The 19,789-nt window shown below is 42.5% G+C and carries 21 protein-coding genes; 11 read left to right on the top strand and 10 right to left on the bottom strand.

Annotated elements, in window-relative coordinates:
- Positions 1–3: 3 nt before the first annotated feature.
- The 5 genes from ACFFRD_RS20330 (at position 4) to ACFFRD_RS20310 (ending at position 6,070) form a co-directional block, all read left to right on the top strand.
- Complete coding sequence (locus ACFFRD_RS20330; protein ID WP_392482940.1) at positions 4–1,302, top strand: response regulator; 1,299 nt, start codon at positions 4–6, stop codon at positions 1,300–1,302.
- A 68-nt stretch (positions 1,303–1,370) separates the two neighbouring features.
- Positions 1,371–1,601 carry a hypothetical protein gene (locus ACFFRD_RS20325; RefSeq protein ID WP_392482938.1) on the top strand — a complete coding sequence of 77 codons (231 nt, stop codon included), beginning with the start codon at positions 1,371–1,373 and terminating at the stop codon, positions 1,599–1,601.
- Positions 1,602–1,628: 27 nt separating this feature from the next.
- A complete protein-coding gene (locus ACFFRD_RS20320; RefSeq protein WP_392482937.1) occupies positions 1,629–3,113 on the top strand; it encodes a CIA30 family protein in 1,485 nt (494 codons plus the stop codon).
- 244 nt (positions 3,114–3,357) lie between these two features.
- Entirely contained in the window at positions 3,358–4,386 is a 1,029-nt protein-coding gene (locus tag ACFFRD_RS20315; protein ID WP_392482935.1) for an LD-carboxypeptidase, read from the top strand.
- A 64-nt stretch (positions 4,387–4,450) separates the two neighbouring features.
- Positions 4,451–6,070 (top strand): NAD(P)/FAD-dependent oxidoreductase, encoded by a 1,620-nt coding sequence (locus tag ACFFRD_RS20310; RefSeq protein ID WP_392482934.1) that lies wholly within the window; start codon positions 4,451–4,453, stop codon positions 6,068–6,070.
- A 78-nt stretch (positions 6,071–6,148) separates the two neighbouring features.
- Here ACFFRD_RS20310 and ACFFRD_RS20305 read toward each other — a convergent pair whose 3' ends face one another.
- Positions 6,149–6,415, bottom strand: a complete 267-nt coding sequence (locus ACFFRD_RS20305; protein ID WP_392482932.1) for a hypothetical protein — start codon at positions 6,413–6,415, stop codon at positions 6,149–6,151.
- A gap of 105 nt (positions 6,416–6,520) precedes the next feature.
- Between ACFFRD_RS20305 and ACFFRD_RS20300 the strand changes: the two genes are divergently transcribed.
- Entirely contained in the window at positions 6,521–6,697 is a 177-nt protein-coding gene (locus ACFFRD_RS20300; protein ID WP_392482931.1) for a hypothetical protein, read from the top strand.
- Between the two features lie 11 nt (positions 6,698–6,708).
- Here ACFFRD_RS20300 and ACFFRD_RS20295 read toward each other — a convergent pair whose 3' ends face one another.
- The 3 genes from ACFFRD_RS20295 to hemW form a co-directional block, all read right to left on the bottom strand.
- Positions 6,709–7,830, bottom strand: coding sequence for a class I SAM-dependent RNA methyltransferase (locus ACFFRD_RS20295; RefSeq protein WP_392482930.1), 1,122 nt, complete (start codon positions 7,828–7,830; stop codon positions 6,709–6,711).
- 94 nt (positions 7,831–7,924) lie between these two features.
- Positions 7,925–8,812, bottom strand: coding sequence for a sugar phosphate nucleotidyltransferase (locus ACFFRD_RS20290; RefSeq protein WP_392482929.1), 888 nt, complete (start codon positions 8,810–8,812; stop codon positions 7,925–7,927).
- 50 nt (positions 8,813–8,862) lie between these two features.
- A complete protein-coding gene (gene hemW, locus ACFFRD_RS20285) occupies positions 8,863–10,044 on the bottom strand; it encodes a radical SAM family heme chaperone HemW (RefSeq protein WP_392482928.1) in 1,182 nt (393 codons plus the stop codon).
- 405 nt (positions 10,045–10,449) lie between these two features.
- Between hemW and ACFFRD_RS20280 the strand changes: the two genes are divergently transcribed.
- Positions 10,450–11,526, top strand: coding sequence for a PIN/TRAM domain-containing protein (locus tag ACFFRD_RS20280; protein WP_114080131.1), 1,077 nt, complete (start codon positions 10,450–10,452; stop codon positions 11,524–11,526).
- 64 nt (positions 11,527–11,590) lie between these two features.
- Here the strand turns inward: ACFFRD_RS20280 and ACFFRD_RS20275 are convergent, their stop codons facing one another.
- The 6 genes from ACFFRD_RS20275 to ACFFRD_RS20250 all read right to left on the bottom strand — a co-directional run bounded on the left by ACFFRD_RS20275 (position 11,591) and on the right by ACFFRD_RS20250 (position 16,535).
- Positions 11,591–12,358 carry an Rpn family recombination-promoting nuclease/putative transposase gene (locus ACFFRD_RS20275; RefSeq protein ID WP_392482927.1) on the bottom strand — a complete coding sequence of 256 codons (768 nt, stop codon included), beginning with the start codon at positions 12,356–12,358 and terminating at the stop codon, positions 11,591–11,593.
- Positions 12,359–12,431: 73 nt separating this feature from the next.
- Positions 12,432–12,818: a VOC family protein gene (locus tag ACFFRD_RS20270; protein ID WP_392482926.1), complete on the bottom strand. Its 387-nt coding sequence runs from the start codon at positions 12,816–12,818 to the stop codon at positions 12,432–12,434.
- Between the two features lie 239 nt (positions 12,819–13,057).
- On the bottom strand, positions 13,058–13,645 hold the full coding sequence (locus tag ACFFRD_RS20265) for a Shedu anti-phage system protein SduA domain-containing protein (protein ID WP_392482925.1): 588 nt from the start codon (positions 13,643–13,645) through the stop codon (positions 13,058–13,060).
- Entirely contained in the window at positions 13,617–13,868 is a 252-nt protein-coding gene (locus ACFFRD_RS20260; RefSeq protein WP_392482924.1) for a hypothetical protein, read from the bottom strand. Before ACFFRD_RS20260 ends, ACFFRD_RS20265 begins: the two co-directional genes overlap by 29 nt.
- A gap of 133 nt (positions 13,869–14,001) precedes the next feature.
- Complete coding sequence (locus tag ACFFRD_RS20255; protein ID WP_392482922.1) at positions 14,002–15,282, bottom strand: VWA domain-containing protein; 1,281 nt, start codon at positions 15,280–15,282, stop codon at positions 14,002–14,004.
- Positions 15,279–16,535: a VWA domain-containing protein gene (locus ACFFRD_RS20250; protein ID WP_392482920.1), complete on the bottom strand. Its 1,257-nt coding sequence runs from the start codon at positions 16,533–16,535 to the stop codon at positions 15,279–15,281. The genes ACFFRD_RS20255 and ACFFRD_RS20250 overlap by 4 nt, the downstream gene beginning before the upstream one ends.
- A gap of 238 nt (positions 16,536–16,773) precedes the next feature.
- Here ACFFRD_RS20250 and ACFFRD_RS20245 point away from each other — a divergent pair, with 238 nt between their 5' ends.
- The 4 genes from ACFFRD_RS20245 (at position 16,774) to ACFFRD_RS20230 (ending at position 19,611) form a co-directional block, all read left to right on the top strand.
- Positions 16,774–17,436 carry an ATP-dependent Clp protease proteolytic subunit gene (locus ACFFRD_RS20245; RefSeq protein WP_114080125.1) on the top strand — a complete coding sequence of 221 codons (663 nt, stop codon included), beginning with the start codon at positions 16,774–16,776 and terminating at the stop codon, positions 17,434–17,436.
- Positions 17,437–17,553: 117 nt separating this feature from the next.
- Positions 17,554–18,165 (top strand): ATP-dependent Clp protease proteolytic subunit, encoded by a 612-nt coding sequence (locus tag ACFFRD_RS20240; RefSeq protein WP_012407740.1) that lies wholly within the window; start codon positions 17,554–17,556, stop codon positions 18,163–18,165.
- Positions 18,166–18,402: 237 nt separating this feature from the next.
- Entirely contained in the window at positions 18,403–19,023 is a 621-nt protein-coding gene (locus ACFFRD_RS20235; RefSeq protein WP_179071938.1) for a J domain-containing protein, read from the top strand.
- A 180-nt stretch (positions 19,024–19,203) separates the two neighbouring features.
- Positions 19,204–19,611, top strand: coding sequence for a hypothetical protein (locus ACFFRD_RS20230; RefSeq protein WP_392483121.1), 408 nt, complete (start codon positions 19,204–19,206; stop codon positions 19,609–19,611).
- Positions 19,612–19,789 lie beyond the last annotated feature (178 nt).

Genomic DNA, 19,789 nt, shown 5'->3' with positions numbered 1-19,789 from the left:
ATTATGCTCGAACCTATTTTGAAGTCAATGCATATCCTTTTGGTAGATGACAATCCCAATAATCTCAAAGTGCTATCACAAGCGATTCAGGGATGTGGTTGGAAAATACTTATGGCAACCGATGGAGAATCAGCCATTGAACAAGCAGAATATTCTGATCCTAACCTCATTCTCCTGGATGTAATGATGCCGGATATTGATGGATTTGAAATTTGCCGCCGACTGAAAGCCAATTTCCTTACTAAAAATATTCCGGTCATTTTTATGACTGCTTTATGCGATGCCACAGATAAAGTAAAAGGACTAGAAATTGGTGCAGTTGATTACATTACCAAACCTTTTCAAAAAGAAGAACTTATTGCTCGATTAAAGTTACATTTAAACATCTCCCATCTTACCCATACCCTCGAACAAAGAGTGGAAGAACGCACCATAGAATTAACTCAATCTCTACAAAAGTTACAAAATACCCAACTACAACTAATTCAAAGTGAGAAAATGTCCACCCTTGGACAACTTGTTGCAGGCATAGGTCATGAGATTAATAACCCAATTGGTTTTATTAGTGGAAGTTGCTCTCATATTGAAGAATATATGAATGATCTCCTGCGTTTGGTGAATCTACAACAGCAAAAGTTACCACACCCAGACCCGGAAATTGAAGAACTCATTGAAGAAATTGACTTAGAGTATCTGGCTAAAGATTTACCAAAAATTATGGAATCAATGCACCAGGGAATTGATCGTCTTAAGGACATTAGCCTTTCTCTAAGAACCTTTGCTCGATCCGATATTTTATCTCTGGTAGAGTTTCAGATTCATGAAGGAATTGATAGTACCTTAATGCTCTTAAAGCATCGACTCAAAGACCAAGGCGATCGCCCGACAATCGAGGTTATCAAAAAATATGGCGTGCTACCTCTAATTACTTGCTATCCTGGTCAATTAAATCAAGTATTTATGAATTTAATAGCGAACGCTATAGATGCATTGGATGAATCAAATACAGATCGGAGTTTTGAGGAAATTAAATCTAATCCTAACCGAATTACAATTACCACTTCCTTGAAAGAGTTAAATGTTGAGGTGAAGATTGCTGATAATGGAATTGGCATGAGCGAATCAGTCAAACAAAAAATCTTTGACCACTTATTTACTACGAAAAGTGTTGGTAAAGGTACAGGATTAGGGCTGGCGATCGCTCGACAAATTATAGTGGAAAAGCATGGTGGTTCAATCGAGTGCAACTCTTCTACAGAGCAAGGTACAGAATTTGTGATCTTAATTCCAGTTCGACAGTAAGCGGGAAAAACATACTATTAAAAGTGTGGGGATTGGCTGAGAAACAACATAACCTGGATTTCTCACAAGTGAGAAATCCAAGGGGTGTGGGAGGTGTGGGAGGTGTGGGAGGTGTGGGAGGTGTGGGAGGTGTGGGAAGTGTGGGAGGTGTGGGAAGTGTGGGAGGTGTGGGAGGTGTGGGAAGTGTGGGAAGTGTGGGAGGATGGGGAAGAAGTCTTACCCCCCACACTCCCCACACTCCTCTTCCCCTGAAGCCTACCCTATGCGTGATAAATCCGGGAACTAGCTCATTGGGCTAGACTGGAGGTAGTTATGAGGACGCAAATATGACTGACAAAAATCGTTCTCAATGGGACTTAGGCAGGTTTATCGAAACCCTGACTTACTTTGAGGTAATTCCTTTCCTTAACTGGGTACAGCAGTTAATCCAAGGCCGTCCAAAGGATAATCAAGATAGACCCAATGGAGGAAGAAACGTGGGTGTAATACTAGTAGCAGGTGCAACAGGTGGTGTAGGTAAACGAGTGGTGCAGCGATCGCTCCAACAGGGTTATAAAGTTCGCGCCCTAGTTCGAGACATTGACAAAGCACGGTCGATTCTAGGTAATGATATAGACTTAGTAGTTGCAGATATCACAAAACCAGAAACTTTAACTCCTTTAGTTATGGCTGATATCCAAGCTGTAGTTTGCTGCACAGCAGTGCGTGTGCAACCAGTTGAGGGAGACACAGCCGATAGAGCCAAATATTATCAAGGTGTTAAATTTTACCAACCAGAAATTGTTGGCGACACCCCAGAAAATGTAGAATATCAAGGTGTCAAAAACTTAGTCCAAGCGGCTGCAAAATATTTACCCCAAGCAAACGAAAAACCGATATTTGATTTCACCAAGCCATCAGCAGAATTAAAAGATAACTGGGGGGCGTTGGATGATGTTGTGATGGGTGGCGTGAGTGCCAGTAATATTCAATTAGTAGAAAATACAGCTTTGTTTGCTGGTAATGTCTCCACCGCTAACTCTGGCGGATTTGCATCTGTTAGAACTAAGAATTTTGATCCCCCCTTCAACTTATCCGGTTATGAAGGTGTGAAATTGCACGTCAAAGGTGATGGACAACGTTATAAAATATTCCTACGAACAGATACAAAATGGGATGGCATTGGCTACAGCTATTCTTTTGACACAGTAGCTAATACTTGGATAGATGTTCACATACCCTTTGCAGATTTGATTCCCGTCTTTCGGGCAAAAGTTGTCAAAGATGCGCCGCCTATTGAGCAGACTAGAATTTGTTCATTCCAATTGATGTTGAGCAAATTTGAATATGATGGGGCTTTGAATCCCAAATTTTCCCCTGGTGGTTTTACTTTGCAATTGGAATCAATTAAGGCTTACGGCGGTACAACTTTACCACAATTTATCCTAGTCAGTTCAGCAGGCGTAACTCGTCCCGGTCGCCCTGGCATTAATTTAGATGAAGAACCGCCAGCAGTGAAGTTAAATGACCAATTAGGAGGAATTCTAACTTGGAAGTTGAAGGGAGAAGATAGTTTAAGAGAAAGCGGAATTCCTTATACGATTATTAGACCTTGTGCTTTAACTGAGGAACCAGGGGGTAAGGAATTAATATTTGAGCAAGGCGATAATATTAAGGGCAAAATCAGCCGTGAAGATGTGGCAGAACTTTGTGTGCAAGCGCTAAAAATAGCACCAGCTTGTAATATCACCTTTGAGGTAAAACAGACAGACAATACTGTTAACTCTATTGATTGGCAGAGGCTATTTTCTAACTTAGTAAAGGATAAATAAGTGAATTGACTACAGACTTATACTCCAATACCCTTGGGTTAAGGAAAATAGTAGCAACTGTCTTAAAAGTCAAGCGATCGCTAACAAAAAATAGCGACTGGGAAGATTGACGCAACAGGGGAACGCTGAATCTAGCACAGCGTTCCCTGGTACTGGCAAAAAGACTTGTGGCTCTTGGTCAACATGGTCGCATCGCCACTGAACCTTCCCCAGCTGCTAGATTTCGCTTGTAGGCAAAAAGAGCATGAATATCAAACGTCGGGAATTTATTACAACCTGTGGACTAGCTACCTTAGCCACCCAGATACCAGCATTTACTGCCCAAGGTAAGCCGCCATCTCCAAACATCATCCGTAAGCCGTCACGCCTACAAGTGGGTGATACTGTAGGATTAATTGCCCCTGCGGGTATTGTTGACGCTAAAGATATCGAAGCAGCACAGCAATCACTTTCCCAATTAGGGTTAAAAGTCAAGTTGGGGAAGCATATTTTAGATCGTTATGGCTATTTAGCGGGTAAAGATAGCGATCGCGCCCAGGATGTAAACTTGATGTTTAGCGATCGCACCATCAAAGCAATTATCCCTATGCGTGGTGGTTGGGGCTGCAATCGCATTTTACCCCTACTCAACTACTCGCTAATCCGCTCACATCCAAAAATTATCATCGGGTACAGCGATATTACAACGCTGTTGTTGGCAATTAACGCCCGTAGTAAAATGATTACTTTTCATGGGCCAGTTGCCACATCTACTTGGAATCAATTTACAGTCGATTACTTCAAGCGCATCCTATTTAATGCTGAAGCGGTGACTATGCAAAATCTTAACCCTAGCGAAGTGCGGATGGAGACAATAGCACCAGGAAAGGAAACCGGTAAACTCATCGGTGGAAACTTATCAGTGCTATCAGCGATGGTAGGTTCACCTTACCTACCATCTTGGAACAAAAGCATCCTATTTGTGGAAGAAATTGGCGAGGATGTTTACCGGATAGATAGAATGCTGACGCAGTTAAAAACTGCTGGGATACTTAATCAAATTACTGGCTTTATCTTTGGGCAATGCACTAAATGTAGTCTTGGAGATGAACCATCATTTACATTAATGCAAGTATTGCAACAACACATACTTCCTTTAGGTATTCCTGCTTGGTACGGTTCAATGATTGGTCATATTAAGGATAAATTTACCTTGCCAATCGGTGTAGAAGTAGAAATAGATGCTGAACTTGGGATAATACGAATGTTACAGTCGGCTGTCAGTCTGGTTTAAGCATCAGCCGTACCACAGTGACTTTGATTAAAATTTTGATAGATAGTATGAATTTCTCCTTGCCATGTTACGACTAACAGAAGTAAAGCTCCCGCTTGATCATCCTGAAGATGAGATCAAGACTGCCATCCTCAAAAAGCTGCAAATCACGGACGAAGATTTGATCAGCTATTCCATCTTCAAGCGTAGCTATGATGCCCGTAAGAAAGGAGAGATTGCTCTTGTTTATATTCTGGATGTAGAAACGACTCAGGAGACTCATCTACTCAAGCGCCTGAAAAAAGATCCCCATGTAATGGTTACGCCAGACATGAGTTATCGCCCAGTGGCGCAAGCACCTAGTAATTTGGCGATTCGCCCCATTGTCATTGGTACTGGGCCTTGTGGATTATTTGCAGGTTTGATGCTTGCACAAATGGGTTTCCGTCCAATCATTTTAGAGCGTGGGAAAAAAGTTCGCGATCGCACTGCTGATACTTTTGGCTTTTGGAAGAAAAAATCAGACTTCAACCCCGAATCTAATGCCCAGTTTGGCGAAGGTGGTGCGGGTACATTTTCCGATGGCAAACTCTACAGTCAAGTCAAAGATCCTCAACATTATGGGCGTAAAGTATTAACCGAACTCGTCAACGCCGGAGCCTCACCGGAAATTCTTTATATCAACAAACCGCATATCGGCACCTTCAAACTGGTGGGAATCGTCCAAAGTATGCGTGCCAAAATCGAATCCCTCGGCGGCGAAATTCGCTTTGAAAGTCGGGTGGAAGATATCAACATCGAAAATGGACAAGTGCGGGGAGTCACCCTTGCCAGTGGGGAATATATCGCCAGCGATTATGTAGTTCTGGCAGTAGGTCATAGCGCCCGCGATACCTTCCAAATGCTATTTGATCGCGGGGTTTACATCGAGCCTAAACCTTTTTCCATTGGCTTTCGGGTCGAACATCCCCAGTCTCTCATCGATCAATGTCGTTTCGGCCCTCAAGCTGGTCATAAGCTTTTAGGTGCTGCCGATTATAAACTGGTTCACCACTGCCAAAATGGTCGTTCCGTCTATAGTTTTTGTATGTGTCCAGGAGGCTTGGTGGTTGCAGCCGCATCAGAACCGGGGCGACTTGTCACCAATGGGATGAGCCAATATTCTCGCAATGAGCGTAATGCCAATAGTGCGATCGTTGTGGGCATCACCCCCGAAGATTATCCGGGAAATGCCTTAGCGGGAATTGACTTTCAACGACGTTTAGAAGAACGAGCTTTTAAATTGGGTGGTGGAACTTATGAAGCTCCGGGGCAGTTGGTGGGAGACTTTCTCAACCATCGCCCCTCGACAGCATTAGGCACGGTTAAACCGTCTTATACACCAGGAGTACATTTGGGTGATTTGAGCCAGAGTTTACCAGATTATGCGATCGCCGCCATCCGCGAAGCACTTCCTGCTTTTGACAAACAAATTAAAGGATTTGCAATGGATGATGCCGTTTTGACTGGCGTGGAAACCCGCACATCATCACCGATTCGGATTAAACGCAACGAAGATTATCAGAGTTTAAATACAGTCGGTCTTTATCCGGCTGGGGAGGGAGCGGGATACGCAGGGGGAATCCTCTCGGCTGGTATCGATGGGATTAAGGTGGCAGAAGCGGTGGCTTTAAGTATTTTGAGAAATTGCGATCGCAAGTCTTGAGGCGGCAGCCTTCAGATTAGGCATTCCCAGGCTTCGACTGAGAACGAAATCATACTGGATGCGATCGCAATGGGAAATTTAGCCGAACGTTAAAGCTGGTTCTTCACAGAAGTTAAATAGAGCTGACTCACTTTCTGATTCATCTTCAAAAACAGCAGAGATATACCATTCACAGGGCGAATCATTTGTATATTCAGCCCAAGCAATTGTTACTGTTTCACCCGATGGAATCCCTTCATCACTCAAGGTAAATGAAGCCCAATCTTCATCATCGACAGATACCCACAACTCTGTAATTGCCTGTTCGGTGTCATTGGTAACGGTAAACGTGAATTGATCTGACATAAATAGCCCCTTAGCTATAAATAAATTGCAGGTTGTCAGTTACCGATTATACTGCCACCTTTTTGTAAACGTTGTCATCATAACTGCCAGAATATCCACTAATAAATGGTTTCAAGCTTTTCTTGGCTAAATTTAAATTTGTTAAAGAGTATTAAAAATATCACCGATGAGTCTATGGAGATAGTTAAGGCAAAAGACGCGATGAATCGCCGTCTCTACAAAAGACCGATTATTGTAGAGACGGCGATTTATCGCGTCTTTGGATCTAACAAAAGTAGTTGAGAGCGATCGCCTTAATACAACTCATATTTCATTAACTGACAAGGCAACGCTCCGTTATACACCGCAATTCGCTTGGATGATTTCAGCCCAATGGATTGAGACAGTTCCTTGTTGCCACTCAGCACAAACGCAGTCCAGCCTTTGAAGCGTTGTTTCAGTACATCGCCCAAAAGTTTATAAAATGCCCCTAAATCGCTATCTCGCCCTAGCCGTTCGCCATAAGGTGGATTACAGAATAAAATCCCACTGTCTGCGGGAGCAACAACATCAGCAAGCTCCATTTGAGAAAACCATACATGATTATCAACGCCGCAGTTTTGGGCATTGTTAATGGCTTGCTCGATTATATTTTCATCGCGATCGCTTCCCCAAATAGGTGCGGGAAGGGTATCAAGTTGACTATCCTTAGCTTCTTGGAGCAGCTTTTCTAAAAGAGACAGATCAAAATCGAGCCAATTTTCAAATCCAAAAGACTCACGAAACAGCCCTGGTGCGATGTTCAGTGCCTTTAAGCTAGCTTCCAGAGGTAAAGTACCAGATCCACAGAGAGGATCGTAGAACATTTGGTTTGGCTGCCAGCCCGAAAGTTGAATGAGGGCAGCAGCCAGAGATTCCTTAAGAGGTGCTGCTCCAACCGCAGGGCGATAGCCCCGGCGATGTAGACTATTTCCAGAACTATCGAGTTTGACGGTACAAAAGTCGCGCTCAATGTGAACATTAATCCGCACATCTGGTTCATGAAGTTCTACATTTGAACGCTCACCCAGCTTTTCTTGCTGCTGATCGACGATCGCATTTTTGACTTGGAGAGATGTGAAGTGGCTGTGGTTGAGGTGCTGGTTTTTGCCCGTGACATTCACAGCTAGCGTCATGTCTGGCGTTAAATAGTTTACCCAATCGATAGTCTGGATACCGCGATAGAGATCATCGGCATTTTGGCAAGGAAACTCATCGATATCCACCAAGATTCGGAACGGTAGCCTAGCCCAGAGGTTGACGCGATAAAGCAGAGTGCGATCGCCCTCAAAGGCTACACCGCAAAATCCTGGCTCCACAGAATGGGCACCCAGTTGCTCTAACTCCTGAGCCGCCAGGGTTTCTAATCCGCGAGCAACTGTTGCAAAATAATTCATAATTCGTAATTCGTAATTAAAGGCTACTGAGACGCTCAGATCCCCGACTTCTTGAAGAAGTCGGGGATCTTTTTGTTTTGAAACTCAGATTAATCTAGAAATTTCTAAAATCAATCATTGTTTGACGATAAGCATCTGGTAAACCTGTATCAAAACAGTTACCTTTAACAATATATCCTGTCATTCCCTCTTCCTGACGCAATCTTTCCAGACAGGATGTTAACTGAAATTCACCTCGTTCTTGAAAATTTTGCTTGATGTGTTCTGCTAGAAAGTCAAAAATTTTCGGTGTAAGTAAATACAATCCAAATATACCTAAAAACTCATTTTCTGACATTCCCTCTACACGCAGATGCTGTTGTGCATACTCAATGGTTGGTTTTTCATAGAGTTGTGTAACTGACAAAATCGAGTTTAACTCTTGCCAAACTCCTGTAACACAACCAGCTTTATGAATAATTTCTGCTGGCATTGTAGTTAAACCAACAACGCTTTGATTAACTTGTTCGTAAGTACCTAAAACTTGACTAGCACAAGATTTTTCAATATCAGATGTATAAATGTGGTCGCCCAACATTAACAAAAATGGCTCATCTTTTACCCAATCTTTAGCACAAAATACCGCATGACCATAGCCTAATTGTTCCTCTTGCAATAGGATGGTGACTTTGCTACCTAAATCTTCAAGATATCGGCTATATTCTTTATTTTGCGGTGAAAGTTTATCTAAAAGTTTTTTTTTGGGTGGATTCTTCAATAAATCTTCAAATACTTCTTGATCGTCTGGCTGCACCACAATCCCGACTTCTGTAATTCCAGCACTAATTGCTTCTTCAATAATTGCGAGAATGACAGGTTTTGCCCTCCCATCTCGATCAATAATCGGAAAAAGTTCTTTTTTCACAACCTTAGTCGCTGGAAACAACCGAGTCCCAAAACCAGCTACCGGAATCACAGCTTTTCTAACTTGATTTTTCTGCATAAACCTCCCCTCCCCTCTTCTCTCTGCGAACTCAGCGCCTCTGCGGTTCGTCACCCCAACTTCTCAAACAACTCCGCCAACACCACATTAGAAAACAAAAACCCTTGGGGATCAATCAAACGCAACCTTCCCTCTGTAACTTCTACCCAACCTTTATCAAAATACCCTTGCAAACACCTGCAAACTTCCTCCACCTTCTCTTCGCCAAACGCCTCCGCCAACGCCACCAAACTCAAACCCTCCGCCAAACGCAACCCCAACATTAACGTTTCTAACAATACTTCCTTTGGGGGGGTAACATCACAATCAATTACACCGCCAGCTTGTACCCACTGGTAATATTCCCTAGTCTTACGCGGACGAGTGAAGCGTTTCCCGTCAACATAACTCGCCGCACCCATACCAAAGCCGTAGTAAGGGCGGTTTTCCCAATAAACTCGATTATGCCGACACTGATGGCCAGGTTGAGCATAATTGGAAATCTCATAATGCTCATAACCTGCACTAGTCAAAACTTGCTGCGCCATCTGGTACATTTTGACTGTGGCTTCATCCGTAGGCAAAGGAGTATCACCAGGTTTGTAGTAACGACCAAAGGCTGTACCTGGTTCGATGGTAAGATCGTATATGGAAATGTGAGTGGGTATAAGTTCTACCGCTTTAGTTAGAGAATCCTGCCATTGATCCAAAGACTGATGCGGCAACCCAGAAATTAAGTCTAAGCTAAATTCGGGAATCTCGACTTGGTGGATTAACTCCACAGCTGCGAAAATATCTTCAACTGAGTGCGATCGCCCCGCCCTTTGCAATAATTCTGATTGAAAGGCTTGTACACCCAAACTTACCCGGTTCACACCTGCACTGCGATAGCCTACTATATGTGCTAAATCAAAGGTACCTGGGTCAATTTCCATAGAAATCTCTGCCCCAGATGCAATACCAAAATGCTTCTCCAATTCTCCCACTATCCGTTGTAGCTGTTCTGTTGATAGCAGCGAAGGAGTACCACCACCGAAGAAAATTGTCTTTAGGGGTTGGTCAAAGGCTGGTGTAATGGCAATTTCTTGACATAGTACCTCAACATATTGGGAGATAGTACCAGATGTTTCGCCCCGCAAGCGATCGCCCACAACAGACACCGGGAAATCACAATAAAAGCATCGCCGTCTGCAAAAGGGAATATGAACATAAGCAGAACTCGCAATTCCAGAAACACTAAATTTTTGACTCATTTTGAGAAAAGGTTTAAGTTAAGCCAACTGCGAATTAGAGACAATGAAAATGAAGAAAGAATTCAGGAGTCAGGAGTCAGGAGCCAGAATAATCGTAAAAGCAAGCGTGCAATAACTTCTTGATTTTATTAAAATTATTAAGTTTGGGTATCAAAGTCTTCTTAATTCTGACTTCTGGATTCTGGATTCTGAATTCTTGCAAAATGAGCAGTTAATTTACAAATTTTTGTCGTTTTACAAAGAAACAATGAAAAATATTAAGATAAAAGCCTTTAGTTATAATAATTGCAGATATTGTCAGCCTAAACCCTTAGTCTAAGTCAATATTGATTAGTTTATCTTACCGATGAAATAAAAAATACTTAAGTTTCTCGGTGAACACAGTTGCAGGAAAACAACATAACCATGCTTGACGCAATTATCATTTTCTCATTTATCCTGGCAGCTTCGGGAATAGGGTTCTACAGCACTGAACTACTACCCAATGGCACTCTCGATCAGGTAACGAATCTAGAAGCTTTACGCTTAGTTGTTGCCGTCTTTGCCGCTATTATTGGTGGTGCGATCGGGCTGAGTTTCCAGACGACATATCGCCGTCTAGAATCACAAGTCAAAGAAATGCCTCTGGAAGTGATCTTAACTCGTGCCATTGGGTTAGTAATTGGCTTATTGCTAGCTAACCTCATGTTAGCCCCATTATTCTTACTACCCATCCCCGCGGATTTTGGATTTATTAAGCCACTTGTGGCAGTTGTCGGTAGTATTATCCTCTCCGTCACTGGCATGAATTTGGCAGACACCCACGGGCGAGGTTTATTGCGGTTCATTAATCCCAACACCGTCGAATCGATGGTTGTAGAAGGAACGTTAAAACCAGCTAATACCAAAGTTTTAGATACTAGCTGTATTATTGATGGTCGTATTGAAGCGCTATTAGAAACAGGATTTCTAGAAGGACAAATTCTCGTACCGCAATTTGTCTTGCAAGAACTCCAACAAGTAGCGGATGCTAGCAAAGATCAAAAGCGCGTGCGCGGAAGGAGAGGACTAGAAATTCTCAACCGCATTAAGGAAGAATATCCCGATCGCATTTTGATTAATGCAGTTGACTACGAAGATATCCCCACAGTCGATGCCAAGTTGGTACGCTTTGCCCAAGAAATTAGCGGTACATTGCTAACCAACGACTACAACTTGTCTAAAGTCGCCAGCGTTCAGAAAGTGCCTGTTTTGAATGTGAATGATTTAGTGAATGCCGTCCGTCCCAGTTATTTACCTGGCGACAACCTGGATTTAAAAATTCTCAAGGAAGGCAAAGAACCCAGTCAAGGTATTGGCTACCTAGATGATGGCACGATGGTAGTAGTTGAAGAAGGCAGCAATTATGTGGGTGGTGAACTGCGAGTAGTAGTCACCAGTGCTTTGCAAACCACCGCAGGAAGAATGATTTTTGCCAAACCCCAAGCATCAGCATTGGCGTGAGGGAAATGTCCGGTGCAATTAAATATAAATTGTGCAATCGGTGCAGTCAACCTGCACCGATTATTTATTTTGAATCACCAGATTTGCTTACCTGCAAATACTGTAACTGCTCAATTGATAACCCTGTCAATCTTGCTATCTGTTCTAATGGCATACCAGTATTAAAAAGGTTAATTGCCACTTCAAGTAAAGCTTCAGCTTTCCCTTCTTGTAAAATATCTTGATAAATCACTGACTCGCGCATAATGTCTGACCTCAAAACTCGTCTAATAACCTCTTTATCTAATACTAAACCAGCTAAAATAGCCGTGGAAGCAGCAATATTACTTTGAGTTCTTGATTCTGTAATACCATTAATTTCACGCGCCACTTCATTTAGTATAACTTCTGGTTCAATTGTACTACTCAACACTGCCAAAGGTAAAAGTCCAGGTGTTCTCAAAAATACTTCGGTTGGTTGTTCCCAAAGTCTGACAACTGTGAATTCATGGCGTGTTCCAGCAATTGTAAATGTATTTTGTTGCACCAAATCCGAATTTGTCTGCTTGAGGTAAATTACAACTTGATGCATTGATTTGTGGGGAAAACGGCGATACACTCGCAATCGATAGTCAATCATCCGAAAAGGAATTTCCGCATCCACTTGGGTTTGAAATTCCAAATGCAAGATGTTTTTCTCTGACTGTAGCAGGATTAAGGCATCAGCACGAATGGGTTCGATAGATAATTCTTTTGGACTTAGTTCGGTTAAAGTAATGGGTTCGCCTAATAACCAAGTGGCGAAGTCGCTGGAAAAATTTTCAGCTAAAAATTTACAGATATTGTCAAACATTTGAGAATTTTACCAAATAGCTAGTTAATTTGCTATTTATCTGAAATTATTTAATCCAAACGATCTATATATTCTAATTTTCATAAATCTCTAATGGCAAATTATCTGGATCTTGAAAAAAAGTAAATTTCTTACCTGTAATTTCATCAACTCTGATATTTTCTACTTCTAATCCTTTCGATTTTAAATAAAAGACAGTTTCCTCTACATCATCAACTTGAAAAGCAAGATGTCTTAAACCGCAAGACTCTGGTTTACTAGCCCGTTCTGGAGGATTTGGGAAAGAGAATAGTTCGATTTGAGTATTTTCTGCAACTTTTAAATCTAATTTATAAGAATTTCTTTCAGCGCGAAAAGTCTCTTGAATAATTGAAAAACCTAAAACTTCTACATAAAATGCTTTGGAGCGATCGTAGTCAGAACAAATAATCGCTACATGATGAATGCCAGTGGTTTTCATGTGTACCTCTCAAGATAACAACCATTTACCTGTAGCACTTTTAGCCGAGTTTTGCTAGTTTTTGCAAGACAAGAGCTTTAGCAAGATGCATCGCATCATTGAACTACCTAACCGCTATGAAACTGTTGCCCCGTCAGGGATTACCACTCTCTGCGGCAGATTGCTACGTGATACAGGTATCAACACCATCTATTATTGGTGAAATCTAGACTAATTCTTTTTTTGGCTAGGGTATTGATTTAGTAAGTGTTTTTACCGATTACATCAGAGGCAGCATCAATAAGGTTGTCGTAATGTAATAGGAAGATGTTTGTGTCCAAGCGTTCTTTGCGCCGAATTTCGTAAGTCTTGTTGGTGAAGTTATTGCGTTTGCCAGCAATGGCGACGAAATGGAGTCGCGATCTATCCATCGTGACGAACTCATCAGGCAGTAGTGCATCAGCCCGTCTTGATTTATTAAATGTCTCTTTGAGTGAAGAATAATTACCATCCAGCCAAGTTTGCCAGTCACATAATTGCTTTCTGCCTTTGCGAAACACTTCTCCAAGTTCGCCATCAGTAAGTATGATACCTCTACCTTTAGGGGCTTCAAGTTCAACAAAGACAAACTCATGTCCGCCTGAACCCCGACCAATAATTAAGTAGTCGGCTTGATAGGAATTGCCGAGCTGAAACTCAGGGAAAAGATAAGTTGCGTGATGACCAAAATGAAAATACTTCAGAAGTGAGGCAATAATGAAGTAGGCGCGATGTTCGGTAATAAATTTTAAAATACTGCGTTCATTGACATCTTCTGAATTAAGTAAGCAATTGTTGGAAGCAAGCAAGTTTATTGTTGAGTTCCTCACGATCTTTAAGCTCTAAAATGTCCATGTAGTTGTTTGGAAACAGACTGATGTAATGGCGCACAGCTTTGGGGTACTTATGAAAAAGCGGCTCTCTGACTTTGAGAATACCAACTTCCCCGACGACCTCCTGCTCCTTAAGCGAGCGGAATTTTGCCTCTTCGTCAGAGGTGAGTATAGTGTAGTCTCTGTCGTACAACTTCATGTGCTGACCTTCTTGGCATTGCTTGCTAGCTATTAAAAAGATTTTTCTAGATATCTACTAGAATTTAATATGCCCATTTTTAAATTTAAAATACTGTACACACTCACTGTTAATCAGCAACACTGAATTTTTACTATTCCTGTAAAACGGTTTTTGATACAATCCTAGTTTTTTTAAGGTCTGCTTCGGAAAGTTCTTCTCCAGCTTGCAAGCGAGTGGCGGAACTTTGCAACACTGTTGCTGCACCTTTATCTCCAATTTGTAAAGCTGTTTTAGCTGCTGTTTGCAGCATCGTGGCTGCACCAGTGCGATCGCCTTGTAGCAATTTCGCCTCGGCTAACTGGGTTTGACGATACTTCGCTAATGCCAAAATAGACTGCTGTACCTGGGGATTAGAATCTGGTTGATATGCCCGCACCACATCTGCATACACCGGCATCAGGGGCGAAAGTAAGCCTTCTTGGTTAACTAACGGGTCATCATAGCGAATTTGCAGATGCCCGATCGCTTGTTTCCCCTCTGGCAATTGTCCCAGATAAATGTTTGCCAAAACTACCCTTTCTACATCCTGCATCAAATCTCCCAAACGTACAGCAAAGCTACCATCAGCTTCTCGTTCCACTGGTAACTCGATTGTGTCTGGGGCAACTTGGGCAATGGGTTTCAATTCTGCTAATCGGACATTCGGCACTAGAGATAACAGCAAGTAGGCATTAGTTAGCCCAATTGACTGAATCCTTCCAAATAGTCGGCTAAATTGCTCCACAGCTTGTTCAGGATGTTCAATATGAGCTAGAGTACCACCACCGACATCGGCAATTTTTTCTAGCAAATCTTGATTCCAGCTATTGCCAAATCCGAAAGTGTTGATAGTTAGGTTCAGTTTGGCAGCTTTTTGCGCCAGTTTGAGACAGCGCTTATTGTCATCTCGCCCAATATCCCACTTCCAAATCCGCAAAGCGCTTTCACCATGCCCATCTGTCAGCAGAAACGCCTGGGAAACAGCGCCTCTTGTGCCCTTCATCAGTTCTGTAATTCCCAGTTCCAAACCCTCGGCGATCGCAGTGCCGCCACTAGCGCTGAGTTTGCTTTTAATTTGGGATTTGATGCTTTCGGGGTCTTCGATCGCTTGGTTGGGGATAATGACTTCCGCAGAACCGGAAAAAGCCACAACTGAGATGCGATCGCCAACTTTCAACCGATCTATTAATCCTTCCACTGCCTGAATCACCGTTTTAATCGGTTGTCCATGCATAGAACCACTTCTATCCAGAATCAGGCAGAGGTTAAGGGGGAGATTTTGGTCAAATTCACCAGCGATCGCAAAAATCGTCATTGCTAGTTGACGTTGGCTACTTGTTTGAGCCACATCAACATTATTGTCATTTAACGCCGAGAGCAATTTAACTTTCATTGAGGAGGGGTATCTTGCAAAACTGTTTTGGAGACAATTCTGGTTTTCTTGCGATCGCTTTCAGATAAATCTCCACCAGATTGTAGCTGAGTGGCAGAAGTTTGCAACACCGTCGCTGCCCCAGTATCTCCCATTTGCAGAGCAGTTTTAGCAGCCGTTTGTAACATTGTCGCTGCACCACTGCGATCGCCCTGTTGCAATTTCGTTTCGGCTAGCTGGGTTTGGCGATATTTAGCTAATGCCAAAATAGACTGTTGCACTTGGGGATTCGGATCTGCTTGGTAGTTTTTGACTACATGGGCATAAACTGGGATATTTGGTGTAACTAAACCTACCTTGTTGGCGGCCGGATCGTCGTAGCGGACTTGCACATTAGCGATCGCTTGTTCACCTGCTGGCAATTGTCCCAAATAAATATTAGCTAAGATTATCCGTTCTGCATCTTTCATTAAATCTCCCAACCGCACAGCGAAGCATCCATCAGCTTCTTGTTGCAGTGGTAACTCAATTGTGTCTGGGGAAACTTGGGCAATGGGTTTAAGTTCTGCTAGCCGGACATGGGGCATCAGAGACAATAACAGATAAGCGTTAGTCAATCCCACTGTTTGAATGCGGCTAAACAGGCGATTAAACTCATCCACTGCCTCTTCCGGCTTTTGAATGTAAGATAAAGTCCCTAAACCAGCATCAGCAATTTTTTCTAAAACATCTTGGTTCCAGTTGTCACCAAAGCCCAGAGTGTTCAAAGTCAAATTATAGCTAGCAGCTAATTGGGCAAATTTCAAACAGCGATTATTATCACCATGTTCATTTTCCCCATCGGTTAATAAGAAGGCTTGGGAAACAGTATCTTTCTTTCCCTTCGCCAACTCCTCAATCCCCAAACGCAATCCTTCATCAATTGCAGTCCCACCATCGGCGGCTAGGCGGTTGATTTGCTGTTTGATTTTTTCTGGATCTTCGACACTTTGGCTAGGTACTAAGACTTTGGCACGGTGATCGAAAACTACAACACTGAGGCGATCGCCAGGATTAAGTCTATCTACCAGACGATTCGCTGCTTTTTTAACCGTTTCTAGCGATCGCCCATTCATAGAACCACTGTGATCCAGAATTAAACATAAATTTAGGGGCACATGGCGGTCTTGAGTCTCTGCGATCGCCGAAATCGATATTCCCAACTGACGTTGACTATTCAGTTGATTCGCGTCCAAATTACCATCATTCAAGGCAGGCTGCAAGCTAACCTTCATAACTTAAAGTCCCTATTCAGGATATACATATTAATAAATAACTTCAAAGCACCACTTTAGCTCTACGGAAAACCTATCCAACACAAATACATGAATATAATCAGAATATCTTAGAAGCCAAACATTGGCAGATGCAAAGCCACCTGAAGCATTAGGGAGAAATCCGCACCTTGAGGGAAGCGTGCATCGCGCTAGGATGTATTACAGTTAACGGCATAGTTTCAGGCGATCAGTTGCTATGGACATTTCCCCAATCAAAGCTGTTCAAGCCCCATATTACGGCGATAGCTCTTACCGGACACCACCGCCAGATTTACCTTCCCTTTTATTGAAGGAGCGAATTGTCTATATTGGGATGCCACTGGTGCCTGCTGTCACGGAATTAATCGTGGCCGAATTGCTGTTTTTGCAGTCCGACGACCCAGAAAAGCCCATTAAAATCTATATCAACTCCACCGGTACATCTGGTTACAGTGGCGAACCCATTGGCTTTGAAACCGAAGCCTTCGCCATCTACGACACCATGAAATATATCAAGCCTCCTATCCACACCATCTGCGTCGGTTCTGCGATGGGTATGGCAGCCATGCTTCTCAGTGCTGGTACAAAGGGTTGCCGCGCTAGTTTGCCTCACTCTTCGATTATCCTGCATCAGCCCAAGAGCTACGCCCAAGGTCAAGCAACGGATATTCAAATTCGGGCAAGGGAAGTTTTGGTAAATAAAGGGGCGTTGGTTGATATTTTAAATCGCACCACCGGACAGCCTCCAGAAAAAATTGCTAAAGATATGGATAGGTTGTTATATCTAACACCTTACGAAGCAAAGGAATACGGTCTAATTGACCGAGTTTTTGAGAAAGAAGAACTCGCAAATCCCCCCCTTCCAGCCAGTGTCCTTTAATTTTTTCTTTGTCATTTGTCCTTTGTCCTTCGTCCTTTGTTAATAACCAATGACTAATGACCAATGACTAATGACCAATGACTAATGACTAATGACTAATTAAAAACGGAGTAAATTATGCCTATAGGCGTTCCTAAAGTCCCTTACCGGATGCCCGGAGGACAATATACAGATTGGATTAGCATCTACGATCGCCTTTACCGGGAACGGATTATTTTCTTGGGGCGAGATATTGATGATGAAATTGCCAATCAAATAATTGCTGTAATGCTGTATCTGGACTCAGACGATCCAGGTAAAGATATTTATTTATACATCAATTCCCCAGGTGGAATGGTTACATCTGGCATGGCGATTTTTGACACCATGCAACATATAAAATCAGATGTAGTGACTATTTGCGTTGGTTTAGCTGCTTCAATGGGGTCTTTCCTGTTGGCTGCTGGCACCAAAGGTAAACGCCTAGCATTGCCTCATTCACGGATTATGATTCACCAGCCTTCAGGTGGAACCCGTGGACAAGCAACCGACATCGAAATTGAAGCTAGAGAGATTCTGCGGATTCGTCACCAGCTTAATGGCATTTATGCCGATAAAACCGGTCAGACCATAGCAAAGATTGAAAAAGATATGGATCGTGACTTTTTCATGTCTGCTGAAGAGGCTAAAGAATACGGTTTAATTGACCGTGTAATTGAAGAACGAACCTCTATAGTAGCAGGGGAGTAGGGAAGCAGGGGGCAGAGGGCAAGGGGACTTGGGGACAAGAAGTGAGAACTTGAAACAAGTCTTTCCCCTTGTCCCCAATTCTCCTTGTCCCCAAGTCCTCTTCCCAATTCCCAAAACAAACTGTCAACATTGAACTTTAAAATAGAAAATTAGCCTTTATCATTAATAGTCCAGGCTTAAAGCTGATATTGACAGATAATAGCCGATAGCTAAATATTCGATAGCTCATAGCTCAAGATGGATCTTGGAGATTGCTACCGTTTGCTAGGTTTAAGATCGGGAGCTTCTTTTGCTGAAATCAAAGCGTCTTATCGACGATTGGCGCAGCAATATCATCCCGATATCAACCCAGATGACAACAAAGCCAAAGATAAGTTTATTGCCTTGACAGAGGCTTACAAACTCCTGCTGACGGTAGTACTGCCAGAGGAAACTGCTGCACATTCAACTCAGGTGTCAACTGGGCGTGATGCTGCTAAGACAACGCAGCGACAGAAAACACCAGTCACAACGGTGGTGAACCAACAACCAGGGAAAGCAAAACCGCCTAATCTGTTGGAAATAGAAGAACGGCTGAAGTGGAAGACTTATGAACAATTGCAGCGATTTTTGCAAGAGAAACGATTTCCGCAAGCGATCGCACTGGTGGAAGCTTTAGCAGATCGTTTGTCAACAGATCCAGAAGTTCGCCAATGGCAAGCGATCGCTTATCAAATTTGGGGACGGGCGCTAATTTCCGAAAACCAATTGCTCAAAGCCAGAATTTATCTCAAAAAAGCTTTGAAAACAGACCCCCATAATAAAAGTCTCTGGTATGAAGTGCAACGCGATTTCCAACGCTTAGAACAAATTTTTTAAAGATTTACAAAATTTATTGAAAAGTTCTAACAACAGGGGCAATTCATAAATTGCCCCTACCTGTAATTAAAATTTTCAGCTATTGTTTGCATAATTCCTAAGTTACTCGACGCGGAAAAAGCAGCAGCGTGTCCGGTTAAACTGATAAGGAAGAAAATAGCAGATTAGGCAGTGAATAACATAGTGCGGTTAATTTTAACAGCAATATTGCTGATGCTAGTTACAGCTTGTGGCAGTATTGGATTGCTACCGACTAGCGAGTTAGTGCAAAAAGCGATCGCACTTGGGCTAGAGCAAACTCAACAAAAACTTAGCCAACAGTTGGATCTAGATTTTCAAGGATTTGAAATCAAGCGGCTATCAATTACCCAAGAACAACCCCTAACGATTGAAAATTTACCAGCTTTCCACGTTCGGGGAACCTACGACTTGATTCTCAAGCTACCAAAACGGCGCTTGACGCAACCAAAACAACCCTTTGATGTTTACTTGCAAATTCAGCAAGAAGGTAAAACTTGGCGATCGCTAATTCCAGAAAAGGGTAGTAAAAATACTCAACCAATTTGGCGTAGTTATCTCATCCAATAGAGACGGGGGAAAGGTTTAAATTGTCTCACTCTTTTCCCAAACTACAGGTTAAATTTTGTGTATCCTGTACCGTCATCTTCTGCAAGAATTATAAAATCGAAGGATTCAACTAAGGCTTGAATCTTGTTGAATCATCTACTTGAAACTCTACAAAGCAGTATTGCATTATTTCTCTCTT

This window comes from Nostoc sp. C110, from assembly GCF_043099725.1.
In the GTDB taxonomy this organism is placed as follows: domain Bacteria; phylum Cyanobacteriota; class Cyanobacteriia; order Cyanobacteriales; family Nostocaceae; genus Nostoc; species Nostoc muscorum_A.
This window is presented reverse-complemented; position numbering and strand designations above follow the sequence as displayed.